At 67.5% G+C, this 13,424-nt stretch carries 9 protein-coding genes; 5 read left to right on the plus strand and 4 right to left on the minus strand.

Annotated features, from left to right (window positions below; genetic code table 11):
* Positions 1-26: 26 nt before the first annotated feature.
* The 4 genes from RT688_RS17700 to RT688_RS17715 all read right to left on the minus strand — a co-directional run bounded on the left by RT688_RS17700 (position 27) and on the right by RT688_RS17715 (position 7,897).
* The gene (locus RT688_RS17700) at positions 27-2,504 is read right to left on the minus strand and encodes a family 20 glycosylhydrolase (protein WP_313706166.1); all 2,478 of its coding nucleotides are present in this window, start codon (positions 2,502-2,504) and stop codon (positions 27-29) included.
* Positions 2,505-2,583: 79 nt separating this feature from the next.
* Positions 2,584-5,283, minus strand: coding sequence for a TonB-dependent receptor (locus tag RT688_RS17705; RefSeq protein ID WP_313706167.1), 2,700 nt, complete (start codon positions 5,281-5,283; stop codon positions 2,584-2,586).
* Positions 5,284-5,517: 234 nt separating this feature from the next.
* Positions 5,518-7,539: a PQQ-binding-like beta-propeller repeat protein gene (locus RT688_RS17710; RefSeq protein WP_313706168.1), complete on the minus strand. Its 2,022-nt coding sequence runs from the start codon at positions 7,537-7,539 to the stop codon at positions 5,518-5,520.
* A 127-nt stretch (positions 7,540-7,666) separates the two neighbouring features.
* The gene (locus RT688_RS17715) at positions 7,667-7,897 is read right to left on the minus strand and encodes a DUF2905 domain-containing protein (protein WP_313706169.1); all 231 of its coding nucleotides are present in this window, start codon (positions 7,895-7,897) and stop codon (positions 7,667-7,669) included.
* Between the two features lie 201 nt (positions 7,898-8,098).
* On the opposite strand from RT688_RS17715, the gene RT688_RS17720 reads away from it, so the two are divergent.
* The 5 genes from RT688_RS17720 to RT688_RS17740 form a co-directional block, all read left to right on the plus strand.
* Positions 8,099-8,608: a host attachment protein gene (locus RT688_RS17720; RefSeq protein ID WP_313706170.1), complete on the plus strand. Its 510-nt coding sequence runs from the start codon at positions 8,099-8,101 to the stop codon at positions 8,606-8,608.
* Positions 8,609-8,775: 167 nt separating this feature from the next.
* On the plus strand, positions 8,776-9,348 hold the full coding sequence (locus RT688_RS17725; RefSeq protein ID WP_313706171.1) for a lipocalin family protein: 573 nt from the start codon (positions 8,776-8,778) through the stop codon (positions 9,346-9,348).
* Between the two features lie 273 nt (positions 9,349-9,621).
* Positions 9,622-10,545 carry a bestrophin family protein gene (locus tag RT688_RS17730; RefSeq protein ID WP_313706172.1) on the plus strand — a complete coding sequence of 308 codons (924 nt, stop codon included), beginning with the start codon at positions 9,622-9,624 and terminating at the stop codon, positions 10,543-10,545.
* 35 nt (positions 10,546-10,580) lie between these two features.
* Complete coding sequence (locus RT688_RS17735) at positions 10,581-12,089, plus strand: acetyl-CoA hydrolase/transferase family protein (protein ID WP_409521939.1); 1,509 nt, start codon at positions 10,581-10,583, stop codon at positions 12,087-12,089.
* A gap of 212 nt (positions 12,090-12,301) precedes the next feature.
* The coding region (locus tag RT688_RS17740) for an MCP four helix bundle domain-containing protein (protein WP_313706174.1) at positions 12,302-13,424 on the plus strand (1,123 nt) is incomplete at its 3' end.

Genomic DNA, 13,424 nt, shown 5'->3' on the forward strand with positions numbered 1-13,424 from the left:
GAGCGGAGGCGGAGGCGGCGGTGGCGTCAGGCATGGTCGGCGTCCTTCAGGGCGATGGTGGCGCTGCGGCTGCGGCGGCCGCGCGTATCGAAGCTGGCGATTGTAAATGCAGTGGCGCCCGGGGGAACCGGCAGCGGCCCGGTGTAGCGCGGACTGTCGGCGTCCGGCTCGCCGCCGTCGAAGGCATAGCGCAGCGCCAGGCCGGGCAAGGCGACGCTGGCGCGGATCTCGCCCTCGCGCAGCTCCACGCCTGGCGGCGGCAGGCGGTAGCCATAGGCCAGCGGCGCGCGGTCCAGGCGCGGCAGCGCGCGCTGGCCCAGGCGGTTGGCGAACTCGTTCCAGTCGGCGTCGATGCGGCGCGCGCGCACAAGCGGGTCGGCGATCAGGCGCCAGCCGGGGTCCGGGCTCCAGGCCCGCTCGGCCAGCGCCAGCAGGCGCGGCGCCACCAGGTATTCGATGCGGGCGCGCGAGTGCGCGTTCTCTCCCCAGAGCTGGCCCTGCAGGCCGGCGATACGCCCGCCCTCGAGTTTTTCCAGGCGCGCCAGCAGCGCCGCCGGCACCGCGCGGCCCATGGCGTCGAAGGCGGGCACGGCGCCCTGGTCCAGCGGGCAGAAGGCGAAGGCCTGGCGCATGCCGACGAAACCGGCCCAGTAATAGCCCGGCTCCTCCGGGTCCTTGGCGCAGGCGAGGTCGAAGTAGAGGTTGGCCGCGTTCGACAGCACCACGCCGTAGCCGGCGTTGGCGAGGCGGTAGGCGATGTCTTCCTGGCCCGAACCCCAGGCATTGTTCCAGACGTAGGCGTGGAAATCGGGACCGGCGAAGCGCGGCTCGGGCGCGGGTGCGCCGCCCGCCGCGTGGGTCAGCGCGGTGTCGTCCCAGCCCGCGAACTGCAGGCCGTGGCGCCGCAGGATGGCGCGGCAGCGCGCGACGAAATCGGTGCGCAGCTCGGCCACATCGACCCAGCCCCGCTCCTCCATGCGCGCGCGGCACAGGGGCGAACCGAGCCAGGCGCCGTTCGGGACCTCGTCGCCCCCCAGGTGGATCGCGCGCAGCGGCACGCCGGCGCGGCTGTACAGCTCCTTCACCTCGGCCACGACGGTGTCGACGAAACGGTCGACGGACGGCCGCGCGATGCAGATCACGTTGTCGCGCCACAGCTGCACCGATTCGTAGCGCGAGATGTCGTCGGGATCGTCCAGGCGATAGGCCAGCGCGCCCGCGACGTCGCCGGCCGCCAGCAGGCGGTCGTGGCGCACGCGCATCGCCAGCACCGCCGCGCGCGCGTGACCCGGCATGTTGAACTCGGGGATCACCTCGATGTGGCGCGCATGCGCATGGCGCAGGATCGCAATGAAGTCCGCATGGCTGTAGTGGCCGGTGCCCGCCGAGGCGCCGATATCGGCGCCGGAGCCGAAGGACGGCGGCAGGCAGGGACTTCCGTCCAGGCTGACGCCACGGCGCGCGCCGACCTCGATCAGCTCGGGCAGCGCCGCGACCGGCAGGCGCCAGCCTTCGTCGTCGGTGAGGTGGAAGTGGAAGCGGTTCAGCTTGTAGCTCGCCATGCAGTCGAGCAGGCGCAGCACGGTCTCCACGCCGGCGAAGTGGCGCGCGACGTCGAGCATCATGCCGCGGTGGGCAAAACGCGGCGCGTCGAGCACGCGCCCGGCCGGCAGGTGGCCGTCGATCTCCACCAGCTGGCGCAGGGTCTGGATCGCGTTGAAGACGCCGTGCGCCGCCGCGCCGCGCAGGCGCACGCTGTCGATGGCGATGTCGAGCAGGTAGGCTTCGCCGGCCGCCTCTTCCGGCACGCCGTCGACCGCCACCGGCCCGGTCTCGAGCATCACCGGCACGGCGTCGGCGCGAGCCGGCGGCAGCGTGTCCAGCAGCGTGCGCAGGAAGGCCGCCTCCCTGGTCAGCCCCGGTTCGTGCGCGACGGCGCTGTCGCATCCGAGCCGGCAAAGGTCCGTGCCGAAGCGCGCCGACAGCGGCCGCGGCGTAATGCGGCCGACCAGCGCCTGCGGCAGCAGGTGGACGGCGGCGTTGTCGGCATGACGCTGCGCCGCGTCGTCCGGCGGCACCCGGTCCTCGGCATGGCGCATGCGCTGTTCGACGCGCGCGAACGGCAGGATGCGCGGATCGCCCAGGTCGATCACGCCGCCCTCCTTCGTCAGCAGGTAGAAGCCGAGCGGCGCGTCGGTCAGGCTGATGACCCAGAACTGCGCGCGGTAGCCGATCTCGAGCACCTCGCCCGGCGCCCACGGCGCGTCGCCCAGCGCCGTCAGGCGGAACAGGTCGCCGTTCACGTGCTCGATCGCGAAGCCCGCGCTCACGCTCCCGGGGACCACCTTGCGGCAGGCGTTGAAATACAGCTGCCAGCCCGGCGCGATCGCCTGCGCGGACACGTTGGCCAGCGCCAGGCGCGCCGCGAAGACGCCATCGCCGGCGAGATTGCTCAGGCATTCCCAGTCGATCGCGACCGGTGCGCCTGCTTGTGTTGTCGGCATGTGTTCCTCAATCGCCAGAAAAAAGGGCAAGGCCGCCGCCGGCCTTGCCCGAACGCCACAGAGAAGCGAGGGTTCGCGTTTACAGCTTGCCGCGCAGACCGAGGTAGAAGGTGCGGCCATTCGCATAGAAGGCGCGCGGGCGGTCCTTGTTTTCGGCATACATCTTGATGATCTCGTTGGTGAGATTGAGCGCGTCGAAGGTCAGCGTGAAGCGCTCGCTCAGCTTGACGTTGAGCGAGGCCGCCAGCGACGGCATGTCGTCCACGTGCTGGCTGGCGCCGCGGTCCACGCCCGCCTTGTAGGCCGAGCGGAAGCTGTAGGCCAGGCGCGCGCTGAAGCGTTCGTTCTCGAAGTAGCCGGTCAGGTTGTAGGTGCGCTTCGAGGAGTTCAGCAGTTCGCTGCCGTCGTCGAGTTCGCCGTCGGCCCAGGTGTAGTTGGCCAGGAAGCCGAAGTTGTTCCACAGCGGCTGCTGCCAGCTCAGTTCCACGCCCTTGTTGGTGCCGCTGCTGTTGAAGGGCGAGGTGATCTGGTACTCGGCCGGCGCGCTGCGCTTGTTGTTGTAGTAGGTGCCGAAGCTGGTGCCCTGGGCCACGATCGAGCGCAGGTCCATGTAGAACAGGCCGGCCGAGAGCAGCGCCTTGGGCGCGAAGTACCATTCTGCCGAGAGGTCGACGTTGGTCGAGCGCACCGGGTCGAGGTTCACGTTGCCGCCGCTGCCGCTCAGGGCGTCGTCGTTCAGCGACACCGAGCCGCCCAGGGCCGAGTAGTCCGGGCGCGCCATGGTTTTCGCGACCGCCGCGCGCACCACCAGGTCCGGGCGCACGTCGAACTTGACGTTCGCGCTCGGCAGGTAGTCGCGGTAGGTGCGCTTGAACACGGTCGGCGTGTAGGCGCCGAAGGCGGAACCGGTGATCGGGTTCGGGCCGCCCGGCAGGTTCACCACCGTGCTCTGGCGCGTCTGCACCGCGCGCAGGCCGATGTTGCCGCTCCAGTTGTCGCCGCCGCCCTCCAGCATCGCGTACAGCGCGGCGGTCTTCTCGCCGACCCGGAATTCGTCCATCCAGTTGTGGCGCAGCGTGTAGTCGAGCAGGCGGTTGCCCGGCACCGCGCCCCACTGGCCGAGCGCCCAGCCGGGGTACTTGAAGTAGTTCGACGACAGGTTGCCGCCCAGGTCGCTGGCGAAATCGGACGGGTACTTCTCGCCGTTCCAGGCCGGGCCGGGATTGGTGAAGCCGACCGGGCCCGGACGGGTTTCCAGCGGGTGCTCGGCGGTGCGGTCGTGGTCGGTGAGGCGGGCGCCGAAACGCACGGCGCTGATCACGGAATCGCGCACGCGCCAGTCGGCGTCGACCTGGGCATAGTTTTCCTGGTCGACCGACTGCGCTTCGCCGCCGCCGGCCCAGGCGGTGGAGCCAGGCGAGACGGTGTTCCCGCCCGGGTAAGTCACGGTGGCCGGCGACATGCCGTTCAGGGCGTAGACCATGCCGCCGTCGACGTTGTTCTGGTAGAAGACGTCGTTGCGGTCGTAGCCCACGCCATGGGTGCGGCCGACCCGGCCCGAGAGGTTCAGGTCGTCGTTGACCCGGAACTTGCCGTTCAGGTCGAGGTACCAGGACTCGCCGCCCGCATCCGGCCGCCAGATGTTGTCGACCTCGCCCGCATTCTGGGCGAAGCCGGCCGCCACCAGGGTATTGTTGCGCACCACCGGGTTCTGCGGAATCCAGCCGCGGTCGTTGATCGAGTACATGGGCGCGGCCAGCCAGTTGGTGTTCTGGTGGCCGGCCTTCAGTTCCGAATAAAAGCCGTTCAGGTCCAGCGATACGCCGCGCGCCGGACGCAGCTCGAGGTCGAAGGCGCCGCCGCTGCGCTCCTTGGTCTGCTCGAACAGCGAGGCGCCGATAAAGGTCGGCATCAGCACGCCGGCCAGCGACGGGTTGGCGATGGCCGCCGCGCTGTTCGCGTTGATCGGGGTGTAGCCGAGGATCTCCTGGCCGTCGCGCCGCACCGCCGCCTTTTCCGAGAAGCCCTGCAGCAGGAAGCCGGCGCTATTCGCCTGGTTTTTCATCGCCACCAGCGCCGAGACGTGGGGCTTGGTTTTACCGGACAGGTCGTTGTGGTTGGCCTGCACCGAGGCCTCGAAGGTCAGCGGCTGGCGGAAGTCGAGCGGACGGCGGGTGATGACGTTGATGGCGCCCGACACGCCGCCTTCGACCAGGTCGGCGGTGGCGCTCTTTTGCACCAAGATCGAGCCTACCAGTTCAGAGGGCAGCAGCGAGAAGCTGCTCGAGCGGCCGACGTTGCCGCCGATCTGGTTCAGCAGGAACCAGTCGCCGGTGCTGATCGCGTGGCCGTTGAACAGGGTCTGCTGCAGGCTGGGGCTGGTGCCGCGCAGGCTGACGCGGTCGTTCTCGCCGAAGCCGCCCTCGCCGCCGGCCGACGACTGCGTGTTCACGCCGGGCAGGCGCTGGATGGCGTCGGCCACGTTCTTGTCGGGCATCTTGCCGATGTCCTCGGCGGTGACGACCTCGACCACCGAATCCGCATTGCGCTTCTGGCGCAGCGACTGCTCGAGCGCGGCGCGCACGCCGGTGACGACCACCGTCTGCATGCCCGGGTCGGGTTCTGCCTGCCCTGCCTGCCCTGCCTGCCCTGCCTGCCCTGCCTGCGTCCCCTGCGCCTGCTGGGCGTGCGCCTCCAGGGCCGCGCCCATCGCCAGGATCATGACTGCGGCCGCGATCGCGGTGTGCCTGGTGTGCTGCCGTGCCATCAACTCGTTCATGTTCTCTCCAAAACATTCATGGTTTCGATCTCCGATCCGGGCCGGTCTTGCCCGGTGGGCGCTGGACGCCTCTGCGGTTCGTATGGACGGCATTGTGTCGTTAGTTGAATGGCCGTGTTTGTCAAATCTTGCTCAAGGTGAGGCGGTGTCACGTTTTGGACATGCGGGTGTGGTAGGCGCGACGGCAAAAAAAAGCGCCACCCGCAGGTGGCGCCTTGTGGTGCGCGAGGAAGATCAGCGCAGGTTGACGGCGGCCAGCTTGCCGGACCGTGCAACGATGTACAGCACGCCGCGGTCGGAGATCGCCAGCTCGCCGCCCAGCGGATACGTCCATACCACCTGGTGCGTGGCGAGGTCGATCGCCACCGTCGTTGTCGCCGAGCTCGCGAACAGCAGGTTCGAGCTGACGACCATCCGCATGAAAGCCGCCTCGACCGTTCCGTTGCTCAGCGCGGGCGATTTCCATTGCAACATGCCGTTCGTGCTTGCGCGTGCTTCGACCAGCGAGCCGCCCTCGGCCAGCGAATACACGACGCCCTTGGCCACGATGGGCTGGCCGATCGTGCTGCCATTGGTTTCCCAGGCACGGGTGCGCGCCTGCAGGTCGAATCCGAGCAGGCGTCCGTTGTGGACGACAAAGCCCATCTTGTCGTCCAGCGCCAGCGTCGAGGTGCTCCATCCCATCCACTGGCCGCTCGGGTTCGCGATGGTGAAGGCGATGCCGCCGCTGGCGGTATCGACGGCGTACACCTGGCTGTTCATGTAAGCGTAGGCATAGCCGCCGTCGACCGCGGGCGTCCACCCGTCGTATTGCGGCAGGGTCGTGTTGCGCCATTCGACCAGGTTGGTCGCCGCATTGAACTTGACCATTCCACCGTAGGAGCCGCTGTTGGTGTACACCATGTCGCCAACCACAGTCGGCGCCATGTAGCGATCCCATTGCGAGGACAGGGCCGTCTTGCTGATCAGCTGCCCCGTCGCCTGGTCGAACACCCACAAGAAGCTGTCCTCGTGGCCGGTCGAGGTCACGAACACCTTGCCGTTGGCGGCGGCCGGCGGATTGACGTTGTAGAGCCGGCTCATGTGGTAGCGCCATGCCACCTCCCCGTCGGCCTCCTTGGCGGCGATGAGCTCCCATTTGCTTTCGCTAAGGCCCGCTACGGTGAAGACCCGGCCCTGGTCGATCGCGACCGCCTGCCCGAATCCCGTGCCGGTTTCCGGACGGTTCCAGCGGCGCGTGAAGTTCGCCGGGTCGAAGCTTGCGGGAACATAACCGGTATGTGTGGCGTTGCCGTTGTAGGTGCTCCATGGCGCCACGCCCGGCAGCGCGGCCAGCGCGGTCAGGTTGATTCCCGACTTCACGGTGACCTTGGTCGGGACGCGCCAGGGCGAACCGCTGACCGGCATACGGCACTCGCGCGGCTCGTCGTAACAGGCGCGCACCTCGAGCGAGGCGCTGTGTTCGCCCGGCGTCAGCACGGATGAGGTGGTGAGCTTGGCGCGGTAAGTGGTGCTGCCGTCCTGGCTCATCACCGTCCCTTGGGCGAGGACACCGGCGTTATCGACGACGGCGATCTGCACCGGTTTCGAGGCGCCAGCCATTTGCGCGACGAGCTCGAACGACAGGGGCTCGCCCTGGTAAGTGGCGAGGTCGAACGCGGCGGGCATCAGCGTCAGGCGCTGCTGAGCCTGGGCATGGGGCGCGACATTGACCGTGACCGGGATGTACCACGGCGAACCCGGCAGCGGCTTGCTGCACACGGTGGGCACGTCCTCGCACAAGCGTACTTCCAGATTGGTAGTATGGCTGCCCGCTGCGAGCGCCGGCGCGGTGCGCAGGTCGGCCGCATATTCGAACTGGGAAAGCGCGCTGATGGTCACGTCGGTCGTGACGACGCCCTTGCTGTCGATGATCGCCATGTTGACAGGCTTCTCGAAGGTCCGGCTCGAAGTACCGATGACCCGGAAACCGGTGCTTTCGCCTTCGATGGCCGACAGCGTCACCGTAGCCGGTGTCAGCGCCAGCCAGGTGCCGCCCGGGGTCGCCGCAGGCGGCGCTCCCGGAACAGTGTCCGTGCCCGGCGTACCGCCCGTGCCTGGGGTACCGCCCGAACCCGGCGTGGTGCCGGGTCCCGTTCCTGGAGCCGCGCCAACAGGACTGGACACCGCTGGCGTATCGCTTCCCCCACCACCGCCGCACCCTGCAAGCAGGGCCGCGCCCAGCACGGCTGCAGCCTTCAGTTTCGTGAATCGCATTCTCTCCACCTATTATTCTTATTATAAAAAAGAAAATAGAATTATAGAGAATGCAATTTATTATCGGAAAGAAAATATGCAAGCATGTGTTGGCGCGACAACATATCGGCACGGGCAAGGCGTGCTTTCAGCGCCGGAAGATCCAAAGAATCAGCGTGATGACGATCGAGACGACGATGCAGGTCACGATCGGAAAGTGAAAACTGAAGCCCTCGCGCACGACGTGGATGTCGCCCGGCAGGCGGCCGAAGGGCAGGCGCCGCAGCCAGGGCCAGGCCAGGCCGGCCGCGAGGATGAGGGCGCCGAGGATGATCAGCAGGCGTTGCATGCGCATGGGTGGATGGAGCGGAATCTTCATTCTGCCGAAAGCGTCTCCGGCGCGGCGCGCAAGAGGGCGCACGACGCGACGCACACGGGCCCGGGCGCCGTGCGTCGGGGTTGGCAACCCCTATGCTATATTGAATTTACGCGACGATCGGCAGCGTTTCGCGGGGCTTGACGCAACTTGCGGCAACGCGGCCGGACATCACTCACTCATACATTGACAGGGGGAGGTAGTATGCCAACAACCTGGATTATCACGGCCAACGCCGGCCGGGCACGGATCTTTTCCGAGAATGACCCAACAGCACCACTGCAAGAAATCGAGGACATGGTCAACAACGCGGTACGCCTGCGCGAGTCGGAGGTCCTGACCGACAGGCTCGGCCCGACCGCGGCCGCCGGCAGCGGCCACAACATCGGCGGCACGCAGGGCGGCGGCGCTTCCCATAACAGCGGCGCCGGCGCCCCGAACAAGCAATACCAGCCGGCCCATACGCAAGCCGAGCAGGAAGCCGACCAGTTTGCGCGCGACATCTCGGGCTACCTGCTGAAAGCCCACCAGGAGGGCCGCTTCGACAAGCTCGTGCTGTCGGCCTCGCCGCAGTTCCTGGGGGCCCTGCGCGCCGTCATGGACCCGCACGTCAAGCCGCTGATCAAGCTCGAATTCAACAAGGACTATACCCAGGTTCCGCCGAACCAGCTGCGCGAGCAACTGCGCGAGCAGCAGGCCAAGACCGCCGAATAAGCGGCAAGGCCAGCGACTGCGGGCACACGCCAACCGCGCCGGTTGGCGTTTTTTTTGGACGCCGGGCGCGCCGCCACCGGACGCCGGTCAAGCCGCCGCCTATTCGTGCGGCCGAGTCCGCCACAGCGGGCTACCATGGAGAAGTCATCGACAAACGAGGGTTTTCCATGAACCGACGACTCGCTCCCGCCTTGGTCAAAGGCACCATGCTTGCCTCCGCCGCCCTGCTGGGCATGAAGGCTTACGCGGCCGGCAAGGCCGCCGCCAGCGACCTGGCCACCGTCTCCCGACTCGACCTGCCGCGCTACATGGGCACCTGGTACGAGATCGCGCGCTATCCCAACCGCTTCGAGCGCAAATGCGCCGGCTTCACCACCGCCACCTACACCGCCCTGCCCGACGGCCGCGTGAAGGTCGAGAACCGCTGCCGCCTCGAGGATGGCGGCACCAATGTCGCCGAGGCCATCGCGCGCCGGGTCGGCCCGGCCGGCTCGCCACGCCTGAAGGTGCGCTTCGCGCCGGCCCTGCTGTCCTTCATACCGGCGGTCTGGGCCGATTACTGGGTGATCGACATCGACCGCGACTACCAGCTCGCCGCGGTCAGCGAGCCGGGGCGCGACTACCTGTGGATCCTGGCGCGCACGCCCACGGTCGAGAAGGCCGCCCTCGACGCCCTGCTGGCGCGCCTTTCCGGCCAGGGCTTCGATCCGCGCAGGCTGCTGTACACCCGGCAGGAGTGAACACGGTGTACGTGGCCACGGCTTGCAATATCACTCACAGTGTTGACGACAAAACAAACATTCACCTCATCAATAACTGCAATTGGAAATGTGAATTAGGAATTCCACGGCGCAGCGGCTACAGTGGTCTTTTCGTCCAGCCGGCGCCGGACGTCGCGGTCCCGCGCCGCGTGCCCGCGTGCGGCCGGCAGATTCACATTTCCGTCCCGATGCGGTACCGAGCATGAACGATTGCAGCAGCAGCCTGTCCCATGAACCACTCGAGGGGGCGGCATGATCGTCCGTGAACGCCCCAACGGCCTGCGCCTGTTCCTGACCATGCGCGGCTCGATCCTCTCCAGCATCTGGAAAAGCCTGCTCGTCACCACCCTGCTTGCTGTCGTCATCTCCTGGACCCATGGCGAACTGGGCGACTACAAGGTGCACCTGACGATCACCCCGTTTACGCTGATGGGCCTGCCGCTGGCGATCTTCCTCGGTTTTCGCAACAACTCGGCCTACGACCGCTTCTGGGAAGGGCGCAAGCTGTGGGGCGAGCTGGTCCTGCGCGGCCGCAACTTCGCACGCGAGTGCCTCAGCCTGATCGATCCCATCGCCGGCAACGAGGCCGTGCGCGACCGCATGATCCGGCGCGCGATCGCCTTTGCGCACGCATTGCGCCACCAGCTGCGCCAGACCGATCCGGCGGCCGACGTCGCGCCCCACCTGATGCCGGGCGAATGGGCGGCGCTGCGCGGCCGGCGCAACCTGACCCACGCGCTGATGCTCGAAATGGGCAAGGACCTGGCCCTGTGCCGCAATACCGGCATGCTCGACAGCGTGCGTGCGGCCACGATCGACGCCAACATCTCCGCCATGGTCGCCACCGGCGCTTCCTGCGAGCGCATCAAGAACACGCCGATCCCGTTCTCGTACACCCTGCTGCTGCACCGCACCTCTTACCTGTACTGCTTCCTGCTGCCTTTCGGCCTGGTCGACAGCCTCGGTTACCTGACGCCGCTGGTGGTGGCCATCGTCGCCTACACCTTCTTCGGCCTGGACGCGCTGGGCGACGAGATCGAGGAGCCGTTCGGCGTGTCGCCGAACGACCTGCCGCTCGACGCCATCTGCCGCGCCATCGAAATCGACCTGCGCGACGCGCTGGGCGATCCCGACCTGCCGCCACCACTGGTGCCGGTCAACAACTGGCTGCGATGATTACCGGGCAGCCTCCCACTGCAAGACGAACCATGATGAACGAAGCATACCAAGACCGAATCGGCTGTCCCCTGCTGCGCGAACGCATCACCACCGCGGCAGAGGCGGCCTCCTTCATCCGCGACGGCATGACCGTCGGCATGAGCGGCTTCACCCGCGCCGGCGACGTCAAGCTGGTGCCGGCCGCGCTGGCCGAACGGGCGCGCCGCGAACCGCTGCGCATCACCCTGCTCACCGGCGCCTCGCTCGGCAACGACACCGATAAACTGCTCACCGAGGCGCACGCGCTGGCGCGCCGCGCGCCGTTCCAGGTCGATCCGGTGCTGCGCGCGGCGATCAACCGAGGCGAGGTGATGTACATCGACCAGCACCTGTCCGAGACCGTCGAGGTGCTGCGCTCGGGGCACCTGGGCCCGGTCGACGTGGCCGTGATCGAGGCGATGCGCATCACCGAGTCGGGCGGCATCGTCCCCACGACCTCGGTGGGCAACAGCGCCAGCTTCGCGATCCTGGCCGAGAAGGTGATCGTCGAGATCAACCTGGCGCAGCCGCGCGCGCTGGAGGGACTGCACGACATCTGGATTCCGAAGAAGCGCCCGATGCGCGAACCGATCCCCCTGATGCACGCCGAGGACCGCGTCGGCACGCCCGCCATCGAGATCCCGCCCGAGAAGATCGCCGCCATCGTCTTCACCGACCAGCCCGACAGCACCTCGGCGAACCTGCCGCCGGACGCCGAGACGGCGGCGATCGCACGCCACCTGGTGAACTTCTTCTGCAAGGAGATCGAGGCCGGCCGCCTGACGAAACGCCTGCTTCCGCTGCAGGCCGGCATCGGCACCATCGCCAACGCCGTGATGGCCGGCTTCGTCGACAGCCCCTTCGAGCACCTGACCATGTATTCGGAAGTGCTGCAGGACTCGACCTTCGACCTGTTCGACGCCGGCAAGCTCGATTTCGCCTCGGGCTCCTCGATCACGCTGTCGCCGGCGAAGACGGCCCAGGTCTTCCCCGAGCTGGAACGCTATGCCGAGCGCCTGGTGCTGCGTCCGCAGGAAGTGTCGAACCATCCGGAAGTGATCCGGCGCCTCGGCATCATCGCGATCAACACCGCGCTGGAAGCCGACATCTACGGCAACATCAACTCGACCCACGTCGGCGGCACCCACATGATGAACGGCATCGGCGGCTCGGGCGACTTCGCGCGCAACGCCTACCTGTCGATCTTCGCCACCAAGTCGGTCGCCAAGGGGGGCAAGGTGTCCTCGATCGTGCCGATGGTCTCGCACGTGGACCACACCGAGCACGACGTCGACATCATCGTCACCGAGCAGGGCCTGGCCGACCTGCGCGGCCTGGCGCCGCGCGAGCGCGCCAGCGTCATCATCGCCAACTGCGTGCCGGCGCCCTACCAGGACATGCTGCGCGACTACGTGCGCGAGGCCCAGGCGCGCGGCGGCCAGACCCCGCACGTGCTGGAAAAGGCCTTTGCCTGGCACGAGCGCTACCGCCAGACCGGCTCGATGCTGCCCGACGCGGGCTGATCTTCCCCTCTCCCCGGCGGCGTCCCATGCGCCGCCCCGCCTGTCGGTCACAAAAGCGTGGATACCATGCCACGCTTTTTTTACTGAAATTGCTTATCGGAAACTTAAGGTGTCTGCATCCGACGGCAAAATCTGCGAAAATTGACACATTTCCACACGGCAACTTCATTGGCCCGTGTAGATCAGTCACTTTTCTACGGTTTTAAAATTTCATGAAACTCGACAATCTGAGAATACGCACCCTCCTCCTGATCGGCTTCGGCGCGATCCTGGCCGCCATGCTGATCCTGGTCGGCCTGGGCATCGGCCAGATGAACAAGGCCGACGCGCTGGTCAAGAAAATGGCGACCGAAAGCCTGTATCGGGCCTCGCTGCTGCAGGAGTGGCAATCGATCATCGAGGTGAACGGGGCGCGCACCCTGGCCGCGATCAAACTGACCGACGAGGCCGACGCCCAGTTCTTCCTCGACGCGATCGAAGGTTCGTCGAAACGTTCGGACGCGCTGCACAAGGAGATCATGGCCAGCATCGCCAACGATCCGCAGGCGCTGGCCCTGTTCGCCGCCGTCGACCAGCAGCGCAACGCCTACCGCGAGGCGCGCAGGGCCGCGCTGGCGAAGAAGAAAGCCGGCGACCTCGAGGGTCTGCGCCGCTTCCTCGACACCGAGATGGTGCCGCGCGTCGCGACCTACATCGAGAGCCTGCGCGCGATGGTGAAGTACCAGCGCGACGCCGTGGGCGCCGACACCGCGCGCATCGAGGCCGAGTTCCAGTTCAGCCAGCGCCTGCAGGTCGGCCTGATGATCGCCGCGCTGCTCGGCGGCGCCGGCTTCGCCGCCTGGATCGGCCGCCGCATCTCGGCGCCGCTGGACGAAGCGGTGACCGTGGCGCAAACCGTCGCCAAGGGCGACCTGAGCAGCCGCATCGAGGCGCACGGCAGCAACGAGACCGGCGCGCTGATGGGCGCCCTGAAGGACATGAACGCCAACCTGGTCGACATCGTCAGCCAAGTGCGCGCGGGCACCGCCACCATCGCCGACGCCGCCGACCAGATCTCGGCCGGCAACCTGGAGCTGTCCGCGCGCACCGAGCAGCAGGCCAGCTCGCTGGAGGAAACCGCGTCCTCGATGGAAGAACTGACCTCGACCGTCAGGCAGAACGCCGACCATGCGCGCGAGGCGAACGCCCTGGCGCAGACCGCCTCGCAGGTGGCCGGCCGCGGCGGCGAGACCGTCGGCCGCGTGGTGCAAACCATGGAAGCGATCACCGATTCGTCGAAGAAGATCGCCGACATCATCGGCGTCATCGACGGCATCGCCTTCCAGACCAACATCC

The sequence above is a fragment of the Massilia sp. genome (assembly GCF_032106685.1).
In the GTDB taxonomy this organism is placed as follows: domain Bacteria; phylum Pseudomonadota; class Gammaproteobacteria; order Burkholderiales; family Burkholderiaceae_D; genus Telluria.